Source organism: Pseudomonas sp. C2B4, from assembly GCF_013359695.1.
In the GTDB taxonomy this organism is placed as follows: domain Bacteria; phylum Pseudomonadota; class Gammaproteobacteria; order Pseudomonadales; family Pseudomonadaceae; genus Aquipseudomonas.
Map to the genome: position 1 here is coordinate 161,784 of NZ_JABFMU010000003.1, position 23,157 is coordinate 184,940.

Sequence of the window (23,157 nt, forward strand, 5' to 3'; positions counted from 1 at the left end):
TTATAACCTGCAAAAACAACAAAGCCCGCATCGATGCGGGCTTTGTGTTGTATCGGTCCAGACTTAGAAGCGGAACACTTCCATATCCGTACGAATCGGCGCAGCCATCGGAATCTTCGGCTGCTTTTCCGCTTCCGCCGCAGGTGCTGCCGGTTTCGGTGCCGGTTTGCGAGGCGCTTCGGCGATCGGCGGCTGGTTGGCCAGCGGCTTGAGCGCAACCGACAACTGCTCGGCGAGCTTCTGCAACAACACACCCTGGGCCTGAACCTGGGCTGCCGTGGTGCCGGCGTGTTGCTCCTGAAGATGAATGATGCGGTTGTCGCGCACCTGGCCACGGCGGTCGATCAGGCGCCACTGGGCATCGAGGATCGCCGGTTGTTTTTCACCCGAATCCAGACGGGTGATGGTCAAAAGCACCTGAACATCCGGGGTGAAGCCTACGGTTGCCGGCGCCAGTACCACGCGCTGGCTGTCCAGGTGCCCGGCGACCTGACGCAGCAGCAACTGATCGATGTCCGAAGACAGGCTCCCCGCCCAACGGCCGTCGACCGAGGCTTGCAGGCTGCCATCGGGTTGGCGCTGCAACAGGGTTTCGCGCTGCAGGTAGTCAGCAACGGTTACCGGGCCAAGCAATACCGCCATGCCCGCGCTTTGCGCAGGCTGGACCGGACTTCCGCTGTCCAGTTGATACAGCGACACCGGCTGGTGAACGCTGCAACCCGCCAGGCCAAGAACGCCAGCGAGCATCAAAATAAAAGGAAGGCGCAGAGCAGTCATCGTCCCATCCAGGTGATCGCCACAAGGCTGATCACAGTGAAAATACTCAATAAATATGAAGAACGCTCGGCCACGCCGGCGCTTGAAAGGCCATATCATCCGTGAATATGCGTTCCGACTCCAGCGCGAAAGCGTCGATCCACGCGTTAAATCGTGGACCAACGCCTCTAGTACGCTTAATTGAGGTTTTCGACGAGCAGCGCATCTACCCTCTGGAAGCCACGTGGCAACTTGTTACCACGACGCCCACGCTCACCTTTGTAGTGTTCGAGGTCGTCCGCTTTCAGTGACAAGGTACGTTTTCCGGCCTGTAGCACCAAGGTGGCGCCCTCCGGAATGACGGCGATGTCCGTGACATATTCTTCGCGACTGGCCACTCGCTCACCGGAAATCCCGATGATCTTGTTGCCTTTGCCCTTACCTAATTGTGGCAGATCGCTGATTTTGAAGATCAGCAGGCGACCTTCGGTGGTCACCGAAGCCAGCCAGTTCTGTTCACGATCGGCCACCGGACGCGGCAGGATGACCTTGGCGTTGTTGGGCAGACTCAAAAGCGCCTTGCCCGCCTTGTTCTTGGCCTGCAGGTCTTCGCCCTTGACCACGAAACCGTAACCGGCATCGGACGCGATGACATACAGCGCGTCGTCGTCCGGCATCAGCACGCATTCGAAGCTCGCGCCCGGCGGCGGCGTCAGACGACCGGTCAGCGGTTCGCCCTGGCCACGGGCCGATGGCAAGGTATGCGCGGCCACCGAGTAGCTGCGGCCAGTGGAGTCGATAAACACTGCAAACTGGTTGGAACGCCCCGCCGCCAACGCCTTGAATCCATCGCCGGCTTTATAAGAAAGGCCCGTGGCGTCGATCTCGTGACCCTTGGCGGAACGAACCCAGCCTTTTTCCGACAGCACAACGGTGACTTTCTCGTTGGGCAGCAGCTCGGTTTCCGTCAGCGCCTTGGCTTCGGCGCGCTCGACGATTGGCGAGCGACGGTCGTCGCCATAGGTTTCGGCGTCCTTGATCAGCTCGCTGCGCACCAGTTTCTTCAACTTGGTTTCGCTGCTCAGCAAGGCTTGCAGCTTGGCTTGTTCCTTGAGCAGTTCATCCTGCTCGGCACGCAACTTCATTTCTTCCAGACGCGCCAACTGACGCAACCGGGTGTCGAGGATGTAGTCGGCCTGGATTTCGCTCAGGGCGAAGCGCTCGATCAGCTTGGCCCGTGGATGCTCCTCGGTGCGGATGATGTGAATCACTTCATCCAGGTTGAGGTAGGCAATCAGCAAACCGTCCAACAGGTGCAGGCGGCGCTCGACCTTATCGAGGCGGAACTGCAGGCGGCGACGAACGGTCTGCACCCGGAATTCCAGCCATTCCACCAGCAAGGCGCGCAGGTTCTTCAGCTGCGGCTTGCCGTCGAGGCCGATGATGTTGACGTTGACCCGGTAGCTGGACTCCAGGTCAGTGGTGGCGAACAGGTGCTGCATCAGCGCTTCGTGATCAACGCGGCTGTTGACCGGAATGATCACGATGCGGCACGGGTTCTCGTGGTCCGACTCGTCGCGCAAGTCCGCGACCTGCGGCGCTTTCGACGGCTTGGCCTGCATCATCGCGGCAATCTGTTCCAGGACCTTGGCCCCGGATACCTGATGCGGCAAAGCAGTGACGACGATGTCGCCGTCTTCGATGTGGTACACGGCGCGCATGCGCACCGAGCCCTTGCCGGTTTCGTACATTTTCAGCAGATCGGCGCGCGGCGTAATGATTTCCGCTTCGGTCGGATAGTCCGGGCCCTGGATGTGTTCGCAGAGCTGCTCCACCGTGGCCTTGGGCTCATCGAGCAAACGCACGCAGGCGCTGGCGACTTCGCGCAGGTTGTGCGGCGGTACGTCGGTGGCCATGCCCACGGCGATACCGGTGGTGCCGTTGAGCAGGATGTTCGGCAAACGCGCGGGCAACACCAGCGGTTCGTCGAGAGTACCGTCAAAGTTCGGCCCCCAATCCGCAGTGCCCTGGCCCAGTTCGCTGAGCAGCACTTCGGAATAGCGTGACAGCCGCGCCTCGGTGTATCGCATGGCGGCGAAGGACTTGGGATCGTCCGGCGCACCCCAGTTACCCTGACCGTCCACCAGCGTGTAGCGATAGCTGAACGGCTGGGCCATCAGCACCATGGCTTCATAGCAGGCCGAGTCGCCGTGGGGGTGGAATTTACCGAGCACGTCACCGACGGTACGCGCCGATTTCTTGTGCTTGGAATCGGCATCCAGCCCCAACTCGCTCATGGCGTAAATGATGCGCCGCTGTACCGGCTTCAGGCCGTCGCCGATATGCGGCAAGGCGCGGTCCATGATCACGTACATGGAGTAGTTGAGGTAGGCATTTTCGGTGAAGTCAGCCAGCGATCGGCGTTCTACGCCATCTAAGCTGTCTGCAAGGATGTCGCTCATGCGGGCCTCATCGGTTCATTGTCTGGCGCAGCAGCATGGTGCCACCGCGCTGGGTAAATTCAAGTTTGTTCAGCGCGCTCATGCCGAGCAGCACCTGGTCGCCATGCAGGCCGGGCGCCACCAGCGCGCGGACATCCCGCAGCACGATGTCGCCCAGCTGCAGGCGCTCAATACGGGTGCGATAGCCCTGGCTCAGGCCATTGGCCGTGCTCAGGGTCACACCGAAACCTTCTTCCAGCTTCAAGCGTTTGGCCAACTCTGCCGGGATCGCCACATCGGTCGCACCCGTGTCGAGCATGAAATCCACCGGTTGGCCGTTGATCTGGCCGCTGGCGACAAAATGCCCCTGGGCGTTGCCGATCAGTTTCACCTCGACGAAACCGTCGCCTTGTTGCGAACTGACCATGGCATTGGGATTTTGCCGGCGTTCTTCCCATTGACCAAAAAACCGCGTCGCCAGAAACAGCGCCGCGCACCAGGCCAGCACCATCAATACCCGACCGGCGCGTTTACCCGGTGCCTGCTGGCTCATGGCTTGGCGCTCCAGCCGCCTTCCGGCGCGGCAAAGCGCCAGATGATCGGCCTGACCTCGCCATCGGTGCGGGCACCGATATTGTTGTCGATGCCAATCCAGGCGCCCTCGGCGTCCACGACCAACGCTTCCGCCAACCCGAAAGGCTGTGGATAACGACGATTTTCCTGCAACGCCTCCTGCGCAAACGACCAGCAGCGCTCGACCTTGGCCGTCACTGCATCGCGGCGGCAAATCTCGAACGCGTTGCGCTCAAGGGTAAACAGCTTGCCGTTGAACAGCGACAGATCGGCGAAATCCCGGGGCATCGCCCGGGCGTGGGGAAATTGCTCAGGCTGCATTTCCTTTCCGGCTTCGCTGAGCAGCACACAGCCGCCGTCGCAGTCCCAGACGGTCTGCTTGCGCTTGATCAACAGCAAGCCGCGACTCTCGCGTTCGGCAGCCAACCACAATTTGTCACCCTCCGGACTGATCGCCAGACCTTCGAACAAGGCGTTGAAGCGCAACAGCATGCCACTGGCCCGCGCCTCGCGAACCATGATCGGCGAAATCTTCAGCCAGGATGTCGGCCCCGTTGGCGGAATTTGCAGCACCGCCGCATGGGCTTCGCTGACGACATAGCGGTTGCCGGCGCTGTCGCAGGTGATGCCTTCGAAATCCAGGTCCCCGCCCCGCACAAAGGAAGCAACCCAGGCACGCGAACGCAAGCCCCAGGGCAAACCGCTGTCAGGCACCGGCGGCACGCCAATGCCTACCGCTTCGGCGTGCCAGACGCCGTGGCCGGTTTCGAGACGGTAGATCTGATCGTCGTCGCGGTCGGAGATCGTCCACAGCTCCTTGCCGCACTGGGCCAGCCCGGACAGGTTGCCGCCGCGCATGCCATCGACAGCATGCTCGGACAACAGGCGCAGCTGCGGTGTCGGCTCGGCAGACACCGTCATCGAGGTCAGCAGCAACGCACACGCCAGGGCAAAGCCCAGACGCATCAGCCCAGAACCTCGGCCAGGTTGCCCTTGGACTCCAACCAGTTCTTGCGGTCGCCGGCGCGCTTTTTCGCCAGCAGCATGTCCATGATTTCCGAGGTCGCCTCGAAATCATCCAGCGTCAGTTGCACCAGGCGCCGGGTGTTCGGGTCCATGGTGGTTTCGCGCAGCTGCGGCGGGTTCATTTCACCCAGGCCTTTGAATCGGGTGACCTGCGGCTTGCCGCGCTTCTTCTCGGCCACCAGGCGATCGAGAATCCCGTCGCGTTCGGCTTCGTCCAGGGCATAGTAGATCTCCTTGCCCAGGTCGATGCGGTACAGCGGCGGCATGGCGACATAAACGTGACCGGCATCGACCAGCGCTCGGAAGTGCTGGACGAACAAGGCACAGAGCAAGGTTGCGATGTGCAGACCGTCGGAGTCGGCGTCGGCGAGGATGCAGATCTTGCCGTAACGCAGCTGGCTCATGTCCGCGGCGCCCGGATCGACACCGATGGCCACCGCGATGTTGTGCACTTCCTGACTGGCCAGCACTTCGCTGCCATCGACTTCCCAGGTGTTGAGGATCTTGCCGCGCAACGGCAGGATCGCCTGGAACTCTTTATCCCGCGCCTGCTTGGCCGAACCGCCGGCGGAATCACCTTCCACCAGGAACAGCTCGGAACGCATCGGGTCCTGCCCGGCACAATCGGCGAGTTTGCCCGGCAACGCCGGCCCTTGGGTAATGCGCTTGCGTTCGACTTTCTTGCTGGCCTTCAGACGACGACCGGCGTTGTTGATCGCCAGCTCAGCCAGCATCAGGCCGGTTTCCGGGTGCGCGTTGAGCCATAGGCTGAAGGCGTCCTTGACCACACCGGAAACGAACGCCGCCGCTTCGCGGGACGACAGGCGCTCCTTGGTCTGGCCGGAGAATTGCGGCTCCTGCATCTTCATCGACAGTACGAAGGCGATGCGCTCCCAGACGTCTTCCGGTGCCAGCTTCACGCCACGCGGCAGCAGGCTGCGGAATTCGCAGAATTCGCGCATGGCGTCGAGCAAGCCCTGGCGCAGCCCGTTGACGTGAGTACCACCCTGGGCGGTCGGGATCAGGTTGACGTAGCTTTCCTGCACCGCGTCGCCACCTTCCGGCAGCCACAGCAGCGCCCAGTCCACTGCTTCCTTGTTACCGGCCAGGCTGCCGCAGAACGGCTCGTCCGGCAGGCGCTCGAAACCGCTGACCGCGTCAACCAGGTAGGAACGCAGGCCGTCTTCGTAATGCCATTCGACTTTCTCGCCGGTGGCCTTGTCTTCAAAGCTGACCAGCAGCCCCGGGCACAGTACGGCTTTGGCCTTGAGCACGTGCTTGAGGCGGCTGATGGAGAATTTCGGTGAATCGAAGTATTTCGGGTCCGGGGAGAAGAACACGCTGGTACCGGTGTTGCGCTTGCCGACGGTACCGACGATTTCCAGTTCGCTGGCCTTGAAGCCGTCGGCGAAGGTCATCTGGTACTCGTTGCCGTCACGCTTTACGCGCACCCGGACTTCAGTCGACAACGCGTTGACCACCGAAATACCCACCCCGTGCAGACCGCCGGAGAACTGGTAGTTCTTGTTGGAAAACTTGCCGCCCGCGTGGAGCTTGGTGAGGATCAGTTCGACGCCCGACACGCCTTCTTCGGGGTGAATGTCCACCGGCATGCCACGGCCGTCATCGCTGACTTCCAGCGAGTGATCGGCGTGCAGGATGACCTGCACCGATTTGGCGTGCCCGGCCAAGGCTTCGTCGACGCTGTTGTCGATGACTTCCTGGGCCAGGTGGTTCGGTCGACTGGTGTCGGTGTACATGCCGGGGCGCTTGCGCACCGGGTCGAGGCCCGAGAGGACTTCGATGGCGTCGGCGTTATAAGAGCTAGCGCTGGGAGTGGCCATGGGGTCTCGTCGTCCTTCAGTAAAAAGCTGTTCAGTAAAAAAGGTTCAGTACACAACCGGGCAACGTCTGCCGTGAAATCAAAGCGCCGCGAAATCAATGGCCTGATACACATCCGCACCGATACCGGCAAAACTCAGCATCGCCGGAATGTGGGTGGCGAACCCCTGGAAACTATGGTCGCCGCCCGCCTGGATACGCAAGGCGCAGGCTCGGTAATACTGCTGGGCGAGGCGATAGTCCAGCGTTTCATCCCCGGTCTGCAGCCATACCTGATAGCGATGCGGGTCCCGGGGGGCCGGCACTTCCAGCTCGGCCAGCGCCGTCACGTGGTCGTGGGTCAGTTCCCAGGCCTCGTCGGTATACAGGTTTTTCTGTGTCCCCAGAAATCCGTCGAACATCCGGTGCGGACTGACAGCGGGGTTGATCAACAGGGCCTTCAGACCATGGCGCTCGGCCAGGTGAGTCGCATAGTAGCCGCCGAGCGAGCTGCCGACCAGCAATGGCCGACCGAGCTCGGCAATCGCCTGTTCCAGCTGACCGATGGCCTCGCGGGGATGGTGATGCAAGGCGGGCACGCGCAAATGTTCGCTCAAGCCCAGCCGCTCCATCACCTGGCTCAACTGAGTGGCCTTTTTTGATGCAGGCGCGCTGTTGAAACCGTGGATATAAAGGATCGAGCCGGACATTTGAACTCCCTGTGCGTCGGGTTGAGGAAGGCGGAGTTTACAGGGTGTCGGGGAATCGGGGATATATGCAGAAATTGAGTCGTCCGGGCGGACGCTTTCGCGAGCAGGCTCGCTCCCACATGGGTTCTGCGTCGCTCACAAATCCCTGTGGGAGCGAGCCTGCTCGCGAAAGCAGCGACTCGGTCTCTCAGTAGCCGTCGGAACCGTAATCCACCGTAAAATCGAACCCGGCCACCCGCTCCACCCCGGTTTCCAGCCGCCCATCCGGCAGCAGTCGCAACCAGCGATAGCCCGGCGCCTGCTCCCCGACCTTGAAATCGTCGCTACCCGGCTCGAACTGAATGCAGGTCGACGGTGAAGCGATCAGACGCACATCGTTTCGCAATTGATCGATTTCCTGATGCACATGCCCCCACAGCACGGCACGTACCTGTGGAAAACGATCCAGTACTTCGAAGAAAGCCTCTGGATTGCGCAATCCAATGGGCTCCATCCACGCACAGCCGATCGACACCGGGTGATGGTGCAAGCACACCAGATGATGCCGCTCAGGCGCCTCGCTCAATGAGCGGGCCAGCAACTGCAACTGTTCGTCCTGCAAATACCCCGGTACCGAGCCCGGCACCGCCGAATCGAGCAGCGTGATCCGCCAGTTGCCGATATCCACCACCGGTTCCAGCAAGGCACTCTGCACCGCCGCCTCAGCCATGATCTGCGGCTCGTCATGGTTACCGGGAATCCAGCGCGCTGGCGCATCGAGCTGACGGGTCAAATCGCGAAACAGCTGATAAGACTCCAGCGTGCCGTCCTGGGACAGGTCGCCAGTGGCCAGGATCAGATCGATCCGGGGCTGCTGCGCGCGCACCTGCTCGATGACTTTTTGCAGGCTGTCGCGGGTATTCATGCCCAGCAACGTGCCGTCCGCCTCGGCAAACAGGTGACTATCGGACAGTTGCACCAGCAACGCCGGATCGGCGGCGGTCAAAGTGGATACGCTCGGCAAGGCGTTCTCCCAGGGCGTGATCACGGAAGGGGGTCAGTGGCGCAATTATGCTGGGGGACGCTCGAAAGGGGAAACCCGTGAACCTGACGCAGTTCACAACTAGCGTACGACTTCGTACTCATGACCCAGCGCCAGGCAATGGCTCAGCCATTCACCCAGAAACATGTTCAGTTGGGCCTTTTCGTCGGGCTGATGCATGGAAGCATTCGGGTAAGGGTATATACCGCGAAAACGCCGCGCATGTTCGGCGCTGACCACTTCGGCCATGCAGGCATCGTGATAGACCTGCACTTCCAGTTGCGGCACCGGCAGCCACGGCAGGCTGTGTTCCTGCCGTACCTGCAGAGTCGTGGTGTACGGACAGACTTGCAGCACTTCCAGCGCCAGCACACCGAGCATCTGGTCGCCATGGGTCACGGCAATGCGCCGCGCCGCCGGCTCGCTGCGCATGTCCGGCAGCAGTCGCATCAGGCGCGCGTAATTCGCCTCGCAGGACGCTTGCAGCCCCACCAGGTCCACCCGATAGCGATCGCGCAGCTTGTTTACGACCATAACCCCCTCACTTCAACGCGATTCAAAGCCAGCCACTGCAAGGCAATGATGCTGGCCGCGTTGGCAATACGTCCGTCGCGTACGGCTTGCAGAGCATCTTCAAAGGCCCACACCGTGACGCGGATATCTTCTGCTTCTTCCTCCAGCCCATGCAGGCCGCCAACCCCATTACTGTCGCAGCGCCCCAGGTACAGATGGACGAACTCGTTGCTGCCGCCCGGCGATGGAAAATATTTGGTCATCGGCCATAGCGCCCCGATCACAAGCCCAGCTTCCTCCTGCGCTTCGCGGTGAGCAACTTCTTCCGGTTGCTCGTCCTTGTCGATCAGACCAGCGACCAGTTCGATCAACCATGGATTGTCAGTCTTGCCCATGGCGCCGACGCGAAACTGCTCGATCAGCACCACTTCGTCGCGCTGCGGATCGTAAGGCAGCACACACACGGCATCGTGACGGACAAACAATTCCCGATTGATTTCACGACTCATGCCGCCAGCGAACAATTCGTGACGCAAGTGCACGCGATCGAGCTTGTAGAAGCCCTCGAAACACTTTTCGCGCCGAACGATATCGACGGCGGTCGGAATGGTGTTGGCAAAATCTGACATGACAATCCTCGTGTCTACAACGAGGCTCCAGCCTCGACTTCGCGCCATCCTAACGCGCCCGCGACATTTGATGCAGCCCCTTTCCCGTCAGCGAGATAGACGGTGAGGGCGAAACCCACTCTAATTAGCTTAGTGGCGAACTGACTGCCCCGTTGAGAGTCGAAGCGGGTAACTTTTTGCCTTTCCCTGTTTTATGAAGGACGCCCATGTCGCTTTTTAAAATCGCCTCCATGGCTGCAATCGCCCTGACCCTGGGCGCCTGCCAAAGCCTGTTCCAGCCGAACTATCGAGCGCCGCTGGAAACCACCCGCGATGCCACCGAGCAACTCAAGCCAGGCTGCAAGGACCAGGACTGTCCGCTGGTCAACATCGACACCGTGCATTTCCCCGACGAGCCACAGCTGGACGGCATCATCGAAAAACGCCTGCTGCAAATGACCCGCACCTCGCCTGACGCCCCGGCGGCGCCGACGCTGGCGGCCTACCGTGAACAGTTTTTGCGCAACGCCGGACCGCGCTACAGCAGCTACCTGCAAGCCAAGGTACGCGAGCAGCATGACGGACTGGTGATCATCGAACTGTCCAGTTATCTGGACACCGGCGGCGCCCATGGCACGCCGGGGCGAGGCTTCATCAACTATTCACGCCAGCAACATAAAGTCCTGACACTGTCGGACATGCTGGTGCCGGGACAGGAAGAAGCCTTCTGGAAAGCCGCACAAGTGGCGCACAACAGCTGGCTGATCAGCACCAAGCTCGATCAGGAACCGGAATTCGTGAAGAACTGGCCCTTCCAGAAAACCCAGAACGTGGCGCTGACCTATGGCGGGGTGATCCTCAAGTACGAAACCAGCAGCATCGCGCCTTACGCGCTGGGCCATGTCGAACTGAAGATCCCCTACCCTCGCCTGAACGGCATCATCAAGCCTGAGCTGTTTCCCGGCCGTAACTAAAGGCGCGACCCAACACCAGTTGCAATAGCCCTGCCAGGACCAGTGCCGGCAGGGTGGCGCCGATATCCGGATACAGATTGGCCAGCAGGTGATACGTGCTGATCCCGCCCAGCCAGGCGAGCAGTGCCGGCCAACGCAATGCGGCTGACGCCACCTGGCCACTGCGCTTGCGCAGGATGAAGTGATCCACCAGCACCACGCCGAACAGCGGCGCGAACACCGAACCGATCAGCAGCAGGAAGTTCTGGTACTGGGCCAAGGGCGCCAGCAGGGCGATCAAGGTGCAGACCACGCCGATGGCCAGCGCCAGGTGCTCGACTTTCAAACGCAGCAAAATCCCGCTGGACACCGCCGCCGAGTGAATATCGGCAAAGGCGTTTTCCGACTCATCCAGCAGAATCAACAGCAGCGGAATCCCCAGACCGGCACCCGCCAGCGCCAACAGCAAGGCATTGACTTCACCGCTCGGCGCGAACGCCAGGGTGTAGGCGACGCCCAGGCTCATCAGCCAGAAATTGCCGATAAAGAAACCGATGGCGGTGCCACCGAAGACGTTTTTCGCACGTTTGCCGAAACGCGAATAGTCGGCAATCAGCGGTAGCCACGACAGTGGCATGGCGATGGCGATGTCAAAACCCACGGCAAACGGCATCGAACCGTCGCCGGCCTGCGCCCAAAGAGCCGCCAGGTCAGCCTTGGCGAACAGGTTCCAGGTCAGCCAGATGCACGCGGCCAGCAGCAGCCAGATGCCCCATTTGCGCAGGATCTGCCGCACGAAGGTCAACGGACCGCTGACGGCCAACAGGGTCGCCAATGCGCCGAAGAACAGCGTCCACAGCACCGGATTGGACATCAAGCTGCCTTCGCTGAAGGCACGCGCGCCCAACAGACTGGCCGCATCGCGCATCACGATGATTTCGAACGAGCCCCAACCGATCAGTTGCAGCAGGTTCAGCACCGCCGGCAGGCTCGCGCCTTTGGCACCGAGGCTGAGCTTGAGTGCGGCCATCGACGACAGGCCGGTGTCGCTGCCAATCACACCGACCGAGGCCAGCAACAGCACGCCGACCAGCGTGCCGAGGAAAATCGCCAGCAAGGAGCCCGACAACCCCAGACCCGGCGCGAGCAATGCGCCGGTCTGCAGGACCATCAGGCCGATGCCGAGGGAGAACCACAGGGAAAACAGATCGCGGCCGCCGAACACACGTTTGTCGATCGGCACCGCGATGTCGGGGGAGTAAGTGCTGGGTTGAATGCTCAAGGGTGTTATCTCAGAGGGACATTTGTTGTTGTGTAGATCGCCTTCGCGAGCAGGCTCGCTCCCACATTGGAATGCATTCTCCTGTGGGAGCGAGCCTGCTCGCGAAGAGGCCCTTTAAGGCCCCACCTTTTCAGGTCAGATCAAACTTTCTGGTACAGCTGACTGCCTTCCTGCTTGAAGCGCTCGGCCTGTTCGGCCATGCCTTGGGCGACGTCCACGTCGACCGCTTCGATCCGTTGGTTGGCCGCGTACTCACGGACTTCCTGGGTGATTTTCATCGAGCAGAACTTCGGCCCGCACATGGAGCAGAAGTGCGCGACCTTGGCCGAATCCTTCGGCAGGGTTTCATCGTGATACGAACGAGCGGTGTCCGGATCAAGGCCCAGGTTGAACTGGTCTTCCCAACGGAACTCGAAGCGCGCCTTGCTCAAGGCATTGTCGCGGATCTGCGCGCCCGGATGCCCCTTCGCCAGATCGGCGGCATGGGCGGCGATCTTGTAGGTGATGATCCCGGTCTTCACGTCATCCTTGTTCGGCAGGCCCAAGTGTTCCTTCGGCGTCACGTAGCAGAGCATGGCGCAACCGAACCAGCCGATCATCGCCGCACCGATACCGGAGGTGATGTGGTCGTAACCTGGCGCAATGTCGGTGGTCAGCGGGCCGAGGGTGTAGAACGGCGCCTCGTCGCAGCACTCGAGCTGCTTGTCCATGTTCTCTTTGATCAACTGCATCGGCACGTGGCCAGGGCCTTCGATCATGCACTGCACGTCATGTTTCCAGGCGATTTTGGTCAGTTCGCCGAGGGTTTCCAGCTCGCCGAACTGCGCTTCGTCGTTGGCGTCGGCAATCGAACCCGGACGCAGGCCATCGCCCAGCGAGAAGCTGACATCGTAGGCCTTCATGATTTCGCAGATGTCTTCGAAATGGGTGTAGAGGAAGTTTTCCTTGTGATGCGCCAGGCACCACTTGGCCATGATCGAGCCGCCACGGGAAACGATACCGGTCACGCGCTTGGCGGTCATCGGCACGTAGCGCAGCAACACACCGGCGTGGATGGTGAAGTAGTCGACGCCCTGCTCGGCCTGTTCGATCAGCGTGTCGCGGAACAGCTCCCAGGTCAGGTCTTCGGCCACACCGCCGACCTTTTCCAGGGCCTGGTAGATCGGCACGGTGCCGATCGGAACCGGCGAGTTGCGGATGATCCACTCGCGGGTTTCGTGAATGTGCTTGCCGGTGGACAGGTCCATGACCGTGTCCGAACCCCAGCGAATGCCCCAGGTCAGTTTCGCCACTTCTTCTTCGATGGACGAACCCAGGGCGCTGTTGCCGATGTTGCCGTTGATCTTCACCAGGAAGTTACGGCCGATGATCATCGGTTCCAGTTCGGTGTGGTTGATGTTGGCCGGAATGATTGCGCGGCCGCGGGCGATCTCGTCACGGACGAACTCGGGGGTGATGATTTTCGGCACGCTGGCACCGAAGCTGTGGCCGGCGTGTTGCTGGTCCAGCAGGCCGGCAGCGCGGGCCACTTCCAGCTTCATGTTTTCGCGGATGGCGACGTATTCCATCTCGGCGGTGATGATGCCTTGGCGGGCGTAGTGCATCTGGGTGACGTTGGCACCGGCCTTGGCGCGACGCGGGTTGTTGACGTGGGCAAAACGCAGCTTGGTCAGTTCCGGATCGGCGAGGCGCTCCTGGCCGAAATTCGAACTCAGACCGCTCAGGCGTTCGGTATCGCCACGGGCTTCGATCCACGGCGAACGCACATCGGCCAGGCCCTTGCGTACGTCGATGATCACATTGGGGTCGGTGTACGGGCCGGAAGTGTCATAGACCGTGACAGGTGCGTTGACCTCGCCACCAAAGTCGGTCGGCGTCACGTCCAGGCTGATTTCGCGCATCGGCACGAGGATGTCGGGACGGCTGCCCTGAACGTAGATTTTTTGCGAGCGGGTAAACGGTTGAACCGATTGCTGGTCGACCTTGGCCGAGTCACTCAGGTTGGTGGCGATTTTTGCTTTTATGGTCATCACGGGCTCTCCAGACAGCATCCAGGCAGTGGATTTTTGTCGGAGCGAACCTGTAAACGAATGGACGCACGGGCGCTGGAAAACCAGCTGTGCTGTGCTCAGTGCTCAAGGGGTGTTCGATTGTCGAACAACATCCCGGACGAAGCACAAGAGGACTCGCCGGGTGACGAGAAATCTTGTTCCCTACGCAGGCGCTAACCTGATCAGGTTCAACGGGATCCGAAATTATTCGATCTCAGCCTCATAGCAAGGCACCCCGACAAGAACGTGGCCAGTCTAGACACAACTGATCAAGAACGCCAACACCGCGATAAACACCGTGATGAATGGCGCATTTGCAGGATTGTTGCCGGACGAACGCACAACTACACTCGCAACGGCCATGCCGTGCATTGACGCTGCGGGTGCCGCGCCGTAGCCTTGGCGCTCAAATTATCAGTGTAATTTTCAGGGATCGCCTCATGCTGCGCAAACTCTCACTGGCCCTTGCCGTGTCTTGTGCGTCCAACGGAATGGCCTGGGCAGAAGAAGCGCCCTTATCGACCAAAACCGATCTGGTCAGCGTCTACCAGGAAGCGGTCGACAACAACGCCGATCTCGCGGCCGCCATCGCCCAATATGGCGCGCAGAAAGAAGTCGTGCCTCAGGCCCGTGCCGGGCTGCTGCCCAATCTGTCGGGCGGCGCCGATGTCACCAGCGTGCGCACCTCGATCGACCAGCCTGCTGCCACCGCCAACCGCAACGCCCATTCGTATCAGGCCACCCTGGCGCAACCGCTGTTCCGTGCCGATCGCTGGTTCCAGTTCCAGGCGGCCAAGGATGTAAACGAACAGGCCGCCCTGCAACTGTCGGCGACCCAACAGAACCTGATCCTGCAAACTGCTGACAGCTATTTCAACGTGCTGCGCAGCCAGGACAACCTGGCCTCGACCAAGGCCGAGGAAGCGGCGTTCAAGCGCCAGCTGGATCAGTCCAACGAACGCTTCGATGTCGGCCTGTCGGACAAGACCGACGTACTGAACTCGCAAGCCAGCTATGACACCGCACGGGCCAACCGCATCGTCGCGCAGCGCCAGGTGGATGATGCCTTCGAAGCCCTGGTCACCCTGACCAACCGCCGGTACAACTCGATCCAGGGCATCAAGCACAGCCTACCGATCCTGCCGCCGGTACCGAACGACGCCAAGGCCTGGGTCGAAACGGCAGCCCAACAGAACCTCAATCTGTTGGCCAGCAACTACGCGGTCAGCGCCGCCGAGCAAACCCTCAAACAGCGTAAGGCCGGCCATGCGCCGACCGTCGACGCAGTAGCCAAGTACGAGAAGGGCGACAACGATGCACTGGGCTTCAGCAACCCGAGCGCCTTCCCCCAACCGTACAAGGGTGACGTCGAGCAATCGTCGATCGGACTGCAACTGAACATTCCGATCTACAGCGGCGGACTGATCAATTCCCAGGTGCGGCAGTCTTACGCCCAACTGGACCAGACCGAGCAGCAACGCGAATCCCTGCGCCGGCAGATCGTGGAAAACACCCGTGACCTGCATCGTGCGGTGAACACCGATGTCGAGCAGGTGCAGGCGCGCAAACAGTCGATCATCTCCAACCAGAGTGCGGTGGAAGCGACCGAGATCGGCTATCAGGTGGGGACGCGAAACATCGTCGACGTGCTGGATGCGCAGCGTTCGCTGTACACCTCGGTCCGTGACTACAACAACACCCGTTACGACTACATCCTCGACAACCTGCGTTTAAAGCAACAGGCCGGCACGCTGAATCCGGGGGATTTGCAGGATCTGGCACGCTGGCTCAAGCCCGATTACAACCCGGACAAGGACTTCCTGCCGCCGGATCTGGCCAAGGCTGCGGCTGAACAGCTCAAAGCCAGACCTTAAAAGCAAAAGCTTCGCGAGCAAGCCCGCCCCCACATTTAACGGAGTCCCTCCAGAAGGAATGCCGTCGAATGTGGGAGCGGGCTTGCTCGCGAATGAATACGACGCGGTCTAACGCTCGATCAACCGCCCCAACCCATCCAGCAACCGCTGCAACGCGCCCTGATTGGTGCGCATCACCTTCAATCCGGCTTCCGCCATGCGCTTCGCATCCCGCGGCAATTCGAACAGCCGCTGCACCGCCAACGCCAATCCTTCGGCATCCTCCACTTCCTGCAACGCCCCGGCACTGCGCAACTGTGCGGCGATTTCGAGGAAGTTGAACAGGTGCGGACCACTGAGCACCGGCTTGGCCAGCGCTGCAGGCTCCAGCAGGTTATGCCCGCCATTGGGCACCAGGCTGCCGCCGACGAAGGCACTGTCGGCCAAGGCATACAGAAACAGCAGTTCGCCCATGGTGTCGCCCAGCAGCACCGAAGTGCCGGGGGTAACCGACTCGCCCGTGGAGCGACGGACCGTGGCAAACCCTTGCTGGCGGCACAACTCGAACACCGGATTGAAACGCTCCGGATGGCGCGGCACCAGAATCAGCAAGGCATCGGGATGGCTCTCCAGCAACTGACGATGGGCCGCCAAAACCACCTCGTCCTCGCCATCGTGAGTACTGGCAGCAATCCACACCGGGCGCTCCTGCGCCTGCCATTGCCCGCGCAACTCAGCGGCACGCAGTAACAGTTGCGGGTCGATAGTCAGGTCGAACTTGATTGAACCGGTGACCTCAACGGCTTCATCCCGAGCGCCCAACGCACGAAAGCGCTGGGCCTCGGCGTCGGTCTGCACCGCGAACAGGCTCATTTCGGCAAGCATAGGCCCGGTCAGCTTACCGAAGCGGCCATAGCCTTTGGCCGAGCGCTCGGACAATCGCGCATTGGCCAGCGCCACGGGAATCCCGCGCTTGGCACATTGATGGATATGGTTGGGCCAGAGCTCGGTTTCCATGATCACCGCCAGTTTTGGCCGGACCCGATCAAGGAAGCGCTTCGCCGCACACGGCAAGTCATAAGGCAGGTAGCAGTGCTGGATGCGCGGCTCATTGGCGAACAATGCCTGGATGCGCTCCGATCCTGTCGGGGTCATGCAGGTCACGGTAATCGGTAGCTGTGGATAACGTTGCAGCAAAGCGCGAATCATCGGCGCAGCGGCAATGCTTTCGCCCACCGACACCGCGTGAACCCAGATACCGCCAGGCTTCATCGCCGGCATCCCGTAGGAGAAGCGCTCGCCGATGCGCTTGGCATAAGCCGGCGCCTTGCGCGCCCGCAGCCACAGTCGAATCGCCACCAATGGCAGCCCCAGGTAAAACAGCGCGGTGTAGAGAGTTCTATTCATGGCGGCGGAGTTTATCGGTTTTTTCGGCGATCGCCTGCAAATGCACGGCGAATCGTTCTGCCAACCAGCGCGCTGCCGGCCCGAGCGGCTCATCACGACGCCAGACCAGCTCCACCACCAAGGCCGGCGGGGTCCATTCACTGCTCAGCTCGACCATCTGCCCGTGATAGGTCGGGTACTGCACCACATGGCGCGGCAACCAGGCCCAACCGAGGCCGCGCACCAGCCATTCAGCCATCACGTAGAAACTGTCAGCTCGCCAGACTTGCGGGCTGGCCGGTTCGCTGCCGGGATAAACGCTGGACTGAGTCGACATCAGCAGTTGCCGATGCTGCGCCAGTTGCTGGCAATCGACCTGCGCCTGCTTTGCCAACGGATGGTCGACACCACACACAGTGACCATTTCCACACTGCCGAGCACCCGCCGCTCCAGCGCTTCGGGAATCTGATCATGAAAAAACAGCAAGCCCAGATCGGCGCGGCGCTCCACCAGTTTACGTGCCACTTCGCCCTGGGCGGCGCTGGTCAACTGCACTTCAAGACTGGGAAAACGCTCGGCCAGCGCCTCGAAGCTTTCAATGATCGGTTGATAAGGCATCGCCTCATCCTGGGCCAGACGCAGGCGAGCCTCCTGCCCACGCATCATCGCCAGCGCCCGGCCATTGAGGCGTTCACACTGACGCAGTACTTCCCGCGCCTCGTCCAGCAAGGCATTGCCGGCCTCGGTGAGTTTCGGCTGACGGCCACTGCTGCGGTCGAACAGGCTCACGCCCAAGTCGTCCTCCAGCAGCGCGATTGCGGTGCTGATCGCCGACTGCGCCTTGCGCTGGTCCCGTGCCACGGCGGAAAACGAGCGTTGCTCCGCGACGCTCACAAATAAGCGCAGCTGCTCCAGATTCCATTGAATGTTCATGGTCAACCCATCTTCAGAACAGATAGGTAATGACTTTACCGCATCTGGAGAATCTCTAGAATGCCGACCTCAGAGAGCAACACTTCACACGAGGATTGAACCATGACCGCTTACTACTACCTGGCCATAGCCATCTGCGCCGAAGTGATTGCCACTGTTTCGATGAAAGCGGTCAAAGGCATCAGCACCCCGCTGCCACTGCTGTTGGTGATCGTCGGTTACGGCATTGCCTTCTGGATGTTGACCCTGGTGGTGCGCAGCGTGCCGGTGGGCGTGGCCTACGCCGTGTGGGCCGGCATGGGGATCGTGATGGTCAGTGTCGCGGCACTGTTTATCTACGGGCAGAAGCTGGATATCCCGGCAATGCTGGGGATGGCGCTCATCGTATTGGGCGTCGTGGTGATCCAGCTCTTCTCCAAAACTGCAGGGCACTAATACCCGAACCACCCGCCCTGTGGGGGCGAGCCGGCTCGCGAAAGCGGTGTGTCAGCCACTGAATTTCACCTGACACGCCCCCTTCGCGAGCAGGCTCGCTCCCACAGTACAGCAGCCCCTCCAATCTTCGAGCCTGTATACTGCGCCCTCGTCTTGAACACTGAGGTCGTCGCATGCCATCCGTTATTTCCACCGACGTTCTGATTGTCGGCGCTGGTGTCGCCGGTCTCTGGCTGAATGCGCGCCTGCGCCGCCAGGGGTTTTCGACCGTGCTGGTGGAAAGCGCCACCCTCGGCGGCGGACAGAGCGTGAAGTCCCAGGGCATCATCCACGGTGGCGCCAAGTACGCGCTGCACGGCGCCCTGACCGGTGCTTCGGAAGCCATCGCCGACATGCCGAGACGCTGGCGCGAAGCCCTGGCCGGGGACGGTGAGCTGGACCTGTCCGGCGTTCGCCTGCTGTCCGAAGCCCACTACCTTTGGTCCCCCGGCACGATTGCCGGCAACCTCACCAGTTTCTTCGCCAGCAAAGCCGTGCGCGGTCGCGTCGATCAGGTCAAGGGCGATCAACTGCCACCGGCGCTGCAAGACAAGCGCTTCAAGGGCAAGGTCTATCGCTTGGCCGAACTGGTGATCGACGTGCCGAGCCTGATTCAGCGCCTGGCCGACCTGGCGGGTGACGGCTTGCTCTCCGGTCAGCACATCGAACCGCTGCTGGAAGGCGGCGTACTGGTCGGCCTGAAGGTGGACGAACGCGAAATCCGCGCCCAACGCATTGTCTTGAGCGCCGGCGCCGGGACAGCAGCGCTGCTCGAAGCGCTGGGCCTGAGCCAGCCGGCCATGCAACGCCGTCCATTGCATATGATCATCGCCAAGGGCCCGGGCCTCAAACCGCTGTACGCCCACTGCCTGGGTGGCGGCACCAAACCGCGCATTACCGTGACCACCCACCCGGCTGCCGATGGCCAGTGGGTCTGGTATCTGGGCGGCGATATCGCCGAAACCGACGGCGTGGCCCGTGAGCCCGCCGAGCAAATCGCCACCGCGCAAAAAGAACTCGGGCAGTTGCTGCCCTGGATCGACCTGAGCACCGCGCAATGGGCCACCTTGCGCGTGGATCGCGCCGAGCCGCTGCAATCGGGGCTGACCCGCCCTGACAATGCGTTTCTCGCCGAGGAAGGTCGGTTGCTGGTGGGCTGGCCAACCAAACTGGCACTGGCACCGGACTTTGCCGACCGGGTCATCGCAAGCCTTGAGCGCGATGGCATTCAACCGGGCCCGGCAACCCCGCTGCCACCCCTGCCAAAACCACCGATGGGCGTCCCGGCCTGGGAGCAACTGCTGCCATGAGCCAACCAACCTTGCACGACCTGCATCGCCCCCTGGGCAGCACCGGCCTGCTGGTATCGCCCTTGGGCCTGGGCACGGTAAAGCTTGGCCGCGATCAAGGGGTGAAATACCCCAACGGCTTCCAGATCCCCGATGACGACGACGCACGCAGACTGCTCAAGCTCACGCGCGACCTGGGCATCAACCTGATCGATACCGCACCGGCCTATGGTCGCAGCGAAGAACGCCTCGGCCCGTTGCTGCGCGGTCAGCGTCAGGATTGGGTGATTGTCAGCAAGGTCGGCGAAGAGTTTACCGATGGTCAGTCCCGCCACGATTTCACGGCGGCGCACACCCGGCTGTCAGTGGAACGCAGCCTGCAACGCCTGGAAACCGATTTCATCGATCTGGTGCTGGTGCATTCCGATGGCAACGACCTGGCGATCCTCAACGAGTGCGAAGTCTATGCAACCCTCGCCGCGCTCAAGGCCGAAGGCAAGATTCGCGGATTCGGTTTTTCCGGAAAAACCGTCGAGGGCGGATTGAAGGCGCTGGAGCAAGGCGACTGCGCGATGGTCACCTACAATCTGAATGAACAGACCGAAAAGCCCGTGATTGACTATGCTGCTGCTCACGGCAAAGCCATTCTGGTTAAAAAAGCCCTCGCCAGCGGTCACGTGTGCCTGAGTCCAGGGGTGGATCCGGTGCGCGCCAGTTTCGAGCTGCTGTTCGAACATCCGGGTGTTGCCAGTGCTATTGTCGGGACCATTAATCCGCTGCACCTCGCCCACAACGTCGCGACCGTTGCCCAGGTCCTACGTAGCAACTGATGCCGCCTCACGCGGCCTTAAGCAGGAGCCGACATGCCGCGTACGCTCATAAGAAAGAACCCGAGCAACTTCAAGACCCTGCCGTTATTCGTCGAAGCGACTCCCGAAGGCCTGAGTTATCAGAGCGTCGGGAGGCCGCTCAATTTCTCCCAGATCCTGCAACGTCGCCGCCCGGTCACGGTCGCCAACACTGAGCGGTTTGCCCTTGAACTGGCCAACCTCGGGGTGTCGGTGCGCTTGACACTGCACTGGCAGAATCGCGATTACTGGGTGTTGGTGCGGCAACGCCGGCAGGACCGTGGCGATGTGGTCCTCAAGCTGATCTCCGGTTACGTGCCGGCCCATGAACTGAACCTGCCGCTGCACACGGCGATTCAGGAGATTGCCGAGGAGTGCCTGCTGGAAACGCCGGAAGGTTGGCTCGGTGGGCGCTTCAACGACACCTGGCTGCCTGCACCCTACTCTTCGGCCTTGCATTACCGCGAAGCCATGCCTTTTCGCCTGTCGCCATTGTCGGGCTCGGCGCGGCCGGTACGTTGCGCCAATCTGCAGCTGATCGAGCGACCACGGGCCTATGTGCACTTGCCGACAGCGTCGCTGCAGTTGATCTACGACTTGCGCCTGGACGTGCCCAAGGAAGCCAAATCCCTGAGCCTGTTCCACGTCGACGAGCGACTGGAAGGCGACCAACTGGTGGCCCGGCTGGACCGCAAGCGCCCCGATCTGTATCTGATGCCCTTGCAGGACGGCCATCCTCTGGCCGAGCTCTACACGTTGAAGAAAGATCAACTGTACCCGGCGAGCACGCGGGGGCTGTACCTGGCCGAAAGCTTTGCCCGACAGGAAGGCTGGCTGGTGAAGGATGAGCGGATTCGCTGGAAGGATTGGGTTCGGCAGCAGGGCTTGAACCCCTCCGGGAAGGATTCGGGTCTGGCGCTGTTGCGCGGAAAGGCGAAGCTTCTGCTGAAGAAAATGGTGCCGCGTAAAAAAGTCAGCTCATAACGCAAAAGATCGCAGTCACTGTAGGAGCGAGGTCTGCTCGCGATGAGCCCGAGAACGTCGCGGGGCATCAGGTTCCCCGCGTTATCGTTGTCGACCATCGTCGGAGCGCCGCCCGGAGCCGAGCTCGCTCCTACAGGCCTTATTCGGACTTGCGGATCTTCTCGACGATCGCAGTCGTTGAACTGTTTTCCACCAGTCCCAGCACTTTCACCGTCCCGCCGTAAGCGGTCACGATGTCCGCACCGACCACCTGGTCGATCCCATAGTCCCCACCCTTGACCAGCACATCCGGCTTGACCTCGCGCAGCAGGTTTTCCGGCGTGCCTTCAGGGAAGCTGATCACCCAGTCCACCGCACCCAGACCTGCCAGCACGGCCATGCGCCGGTCGACACTGTTGATCGGCCGACCCGGCCCTTTCAGGCGGCTGACCGACGCATCGTCATTGACCGCAACGATCAAGCGATCGCCTTGGGCCCGCGCTTGTTCAAGGTACGTCACATGGCCGGCATGCAGGATGTCGAAGCAACCATTGGTGAAGACGATTTTCTCGTTGTGTGCCCGGGCATCGTCGACGGCCAGCAGCAACTGCTCCAGCCCCAGCACGCCGCGCTCCGATCCCTCTTCACGCTGAATGGCGCGGCGCAATTCCGGCGCACTGATGGCCGCCGTACCGAGTTTGCCGACCACGATACCCGCCGCCAGGTTGGCGAGGCCTACCGCGTGAGGCAGTTCTTCACCCGCGGCAATCGCTGCCGCCAGGGTGGAAATCACCGTGTCGCCAGCACCGGTCACATCGAACACTTCACGGGCACGGGCCGGCAGGTGCAGTGCCGGATGATCCGGGCGCAGCAGCGTCATGCCGTGCTCGCCGCGGGTCACCAGCAAGGCGCCGAGTTCCAGGTCGTGCATCAACTGTGCGCCCTTGCTCACCAATTCGTGCTCATCGGCACAACCTCCGACGATGGTTTCGAATTCGCTGAGGTTCGGCGTGATCAGGCTCGCACCGCGGTAGATCGAGAAGTCCTTGCCCTTGGGATCGGCCAGTACCGGAATGCCACGGGCACGGGCGGCCTGGATCAATACCTGGTGGTTTTTCAGCGCGCCTTTGCCGTAGTCGGACAGCACCAGCACCTTGATGCCTTCGAGCAATTCGTCGACCTGGACTGACAACGCCATCGCGTCAGTGGCGAACGGTTCTTCGAAGTCGATACGCAGCAATTGCTGGTGCCGGCTCATGACCCGCAGCTTGACGATGGTCGGCTGGTGCGCAACGCGCTGGAACAACGCCCGCACACCGGCACCCTTGAGGCTGTTGGCCAGGCTATCGGCGGCTTCATCGTCGCCGGTGACACCGACCAGCGAGGCTGGCGCGCCAAGGGCGGCAATGTTCAACGCAACGTTGGCGGCACCGCCGGGGCGGTCCTCGATGTGATCGACCTTGACGACCGGTACAGGCGCCTCAGGGGAAATCCGTGAGGTACCACCATGCCAGTAACGGTCGAGCATGACATCGCCGACCACCAAGACAGGGGCTTGATCGAATCGCGGCATGGACAACTTCATGGAGCAACCCACATACAAAATGAACAGGGGCGCGATATTAACACAGGGCAGGCACCAGCTTGTGTGACCG

20 protein-coding genes and 1 riboswitch are annotated in these 23,157 nt (G+C 61.5%); of the genes, 6 read left to right on the top strand and 14 right to left on the bottom strand.

All coding sequences use genetic code 11. The annotated features are described in order from the left end of the window. Window positions 1-63: 63 nt before the first annotated feature. The 9 genes from HNQ83_RS03825 to HNQ83_RS03865 all read right to left on the bottom strand — a co-directional run bounded on the left by HNQ83_RS03825 (window position 64) and on the right by HNQ83_RS03865 (window position 9,490). The gene (locus HNQ83_RS03825) at window positions 64-777 is read right to left on the bottom strand and encodes a membrane integrity-associated transporter subunit PqiC (protein WP_175387740.1); all 714 of its coding nucleotides are present in this window, start codon (window positions 775-777) and stop codon (window positions 64-66) included. A 176-nt stretch (window positions 778-953) separates the two neighbouring features. Further along, window positions 954-3,218 (bottom strand): DNA topoisomerase IV subunit A, encoded by a 2,265-nt coding sequence (parC, locus tag HNQ83_RS03830; protein WP_175387741.1) that lies wholly within the window; start codon window positions 3,216-3,218, stop codon window positions 954-956. A 7-nt stretch (window positions 3,219-3,225) separates the two neighbouring features. Continuing rightward, on the bottom strand, window positions 3,226-3,750 hold the full coding sequence (locus HNQ83_RS03835; protein WP_175387742.1) for a TIGR02281 family clan AA aspartic protease: 525 nt from the start codon (window positions 3,748-3,750) through the stop codon (window positions 3,226-3,228). Continuing rightward, window positions 3,747-4,736 (bottom strand): esterase-like activity of phytase family protein, encoded by a 990-nt coding sequence (locus tag HNQ83_RS03840; protein WP_175387743.1) that lies wholly within the window; start codon window positions 4,734-4,736, stop codon window positions 3,747-3,749. The genes HNQ83_RS03835 and HNQ83_RS03840 overlap by 4 nt, the downstream gene beginning before the upstream one ends. Continuing rightward, on the bottom strand, window positions 4,736-6,640 hold the full coding sequence (gene parE, locus HNQ83_RS03845; protein WP_175387744.1) for a DNA topoisomerase IV subunit B: 1,905 nt from the start codon (window positions 6,638-6,640) through the stop codon (window positions 4,736-4,738). The genes HNQ83_RS03840 and parE overlap by 1 nt, the downstream gene beginning before the upstream one ends. A 78-nt stretch (window positions 6,641-6,718) precedes the next feature. Then, window positions 6,719-7,327 (bottom strand): YqiA/YcfP family alpha/beta fold hydrolase, encoded by a 609-nt coding sequence (locus HNQ83_RS03850; RefSeq protein ID WP_175387745.1) that lies wholly within the window; start codon window positions 7,325-7,327, stop codon window positions 6,719-6,721. Between the two features lie 187 nt (window positions 7,328-7,514). After that, window positions 7,515-8,330, bottom strand: a complete 816-nt coding sequence (gene cpdA / locus HNQ83_RS03855) for a 3',5'-cyclic-AMP phosphodiesterase (RefSeq protein WP_175387827.1) — start codon at window positions 8,328-8,330, stop codon at window positions 7,515-7,517. A gap of 99 nt (window positions 8,331-8,429) precedes the next feature. Then, the gene (locus HNQ83_RS03860; protein WP_008063540.1) at window positions 8,430-8,882 is read right to left on the bottom strand and encodes a DUF1249 domain-containing protein; all 453 of its coding nucleotides are present in this window, start codon (window positions 8,880-8,882) and stop codon (window positions 8,430-8,432) included. After that, window positions 8,873-9,490, bottom strand: a complete 618-nt coding sequence (locus HNQ83_RS03865) for an NUDIX domain-containing protein (RefSeq protein ID WP_175387746.1) — start codon at window positions 9,488-9,490, stop codon at window positions 8,873-8,875. Before HNQ83_RS03865 ends, HNQ83_RS03860 begins: the two co-directional genes overlap by 10 nt. Window positions 9,491-9,696: 206 nt before the next feature. On the opposite strand from HNQ83_RS03865, the gene HNQ83_RS03870 reads away from it, so the two are divergent. Next, window positions 9,697-10,443: an RsiV family protein gene (locus tag HNQ83_RS03870; protein WP_175387747.1), complete on the top strand. Its 747-nt coding sequence runs from the start codon at window positions 9,697-9,699 to the stop codon at window positions 10,441-10,443. Here HNQ83_RS03870 and cytX read toward each other — a convergent pair. Together cytX and thiC are read right to left on the bottom strand one after the other, a co-directional pair. Continuing rightward, on the bottom strand, window positions 10,412-11,704 hold the full coding sequence (cytX, locus tag HNQ83_RS03875) for a putative hydroxymethylpyrimidine transporter CytX (protein ID WP_175387748.1): 1,293 nt from the start codon (window positions 11,702-11,704) through the stop codon (window positions 10,412-10,414). The two genes, HNQ83_RS03870 and cytX, sit on opposite strands and share 32 nt — an antisense overlap. Window positions 11,705-11,844: 140 nt before the next feature. Next, on the bottom strand, window positions 11,845-13,734 hold the full coding sequence (gene thiC, locus HNQ83_RS03880; RefSeq protein ID WP_175387749.1) for a phosphomethylpyrimidine synthase ThiC: 1,890 nt from the start codon (window positions 13,732-13,734) through the stop codon (window positions 11,845-11,847). Between the two features lie 163 nt (window positions 13,735-13,897). Next, window positions 13,898-14,003: riboswitch (TPP riboswitch) on the bottom strand. A 192-nt stretch (window positions 14,004-14,195) separates the two neighbouring features. On the opposite strand from thiC, the gene HNQ83_RS03885 reads away from it, so the two are divergent. Then, complete coding sequence (locus HNQ83_RS03885; protein ID WP_175387750.1) at window positions 14,196-15,629, top strand: TolC family outer membrane protein; 1,434 nt, start codon at window positions 14,196-14,198, stop codon at window positions 15,627-15,629. A gap of 108 nt (window positions 15,630-15,737) precedes the next feature. On the opposite strand, the gene waaA is transcribed toward HNQ83_RS03885, so the two are convergent. Together waaA and HNQ83_RS03895 are read right to left on the bottom strand one after the other, a co-directional pair. Beyond that, on the bottom strand, window positions 15,738-17,015 hold the full coding sequence (gene waaA, locus HNQ83_RS03890; protein WP_175387751.1) for a lipid IV(A) 3-deoxy-D-manno-octulosonic acid transferase: 1,278 nt from the start codon (window positions 17,013-17,015) through the stop codon (window positions 15,738-15,740). Then, window positions 17,008-17,928 (bottom strand): LysR family transcriptional regulator, encoded by a 921-nt coding sequence (locus tag HNQ83_RS03895; protein ID WP_175387752.1) that lies wholly within the window; start codon window positions 17,926-17,928, stop codon window positions 17,008-17,010. The genes waaA and HNQ83_RS03895 overlap by 8 nt, the downstream gene beginning before the upstream one ends. Window positions 17,929-18,030: 102 nt before the next feature. On the opposite strand from HNQ83_RS03895, the gene HNQ83_RS03900 reads away from it, so the two are divergent. The 4 genes from HNQ83_RS03900 (at window position 18,031) to HNQ83_RS03915 (ending at window position 21,523) form a co-directional block, all read left to right on the top strand. Then, window positions 18,031-18,363: a multidrug efflux SMR transporter gene (locus tag HNQ83_RS03900; RefSeq protein ID WP_175387753.1), complete on the top strand. Its 333-nt coding sequence runs from the start codon at window positions 18,031-18,033 to the stop codon at window positions 18,361-18,363. 173 nt (window positions 18,364-18,536) lie between these two features. Further along, a complete protein-coding gene (locus tag HNQ83_RS03905) occupies window positions 18,537-19,712 on the top strand; it encodes an FAD-binding oxidoreductase (protein WP_175387754.1) in 1,176 nt (391 codons plus the stop codon). Then, window positions 19,709-20,521 carry an aldo/keto reductase gene (locus tag HNQ83_RS03910; protein ID WP_175387755.1) on the top strand — a complete coding sequence of 271 codons (813 nt, stop codon included), beginning with the start codon at window positions 19,709-19,711 and terminating at the stop codon, window positions 20,519-20,521. Before HNQ83_RS03905 ends, HNQ83_RS03910 begins: the two co-directional genes overlap by 4 nt. A gap of 33 nt (window positions 20,522-20,554) precedes the next feature. Beyond that, the gene (locus HNQ83_RS03915) at window positions 20,555-21,523 is read left to right on the top strand and encodes a metal ABC transporter ATPase (protein WP_175387756.1); all 969 of its coding nucleotides are present in this window, start codon (window positions 20,555-20,557) and stop codon (window positions 21,521-21,523) included. 139 nt (window positions 21,524-21,662) lie between these two features. Here HNQ83_RS03915 and hldE read toward each other — a convergent pair whose 3' ends face one another. Continuing rightward, window positions 21,663-23,087, bottom strand: coding sequence for a bifunctional D-glycero-beta-D-manno-heptose-7-phosphate kinase/D-glycero-beta-D-manno-heptose 1-phosphate adenylyltransferase HldE (gene hldE / locus HNQ83_RS03920; protein WP_175387757.1), 1,425 nt, complete (start codon window positions 23,085-23,087; stop codon window positions 21,663-21,665). Window positions 23,088-23,157: the final 70 nt, after the last annotated feature.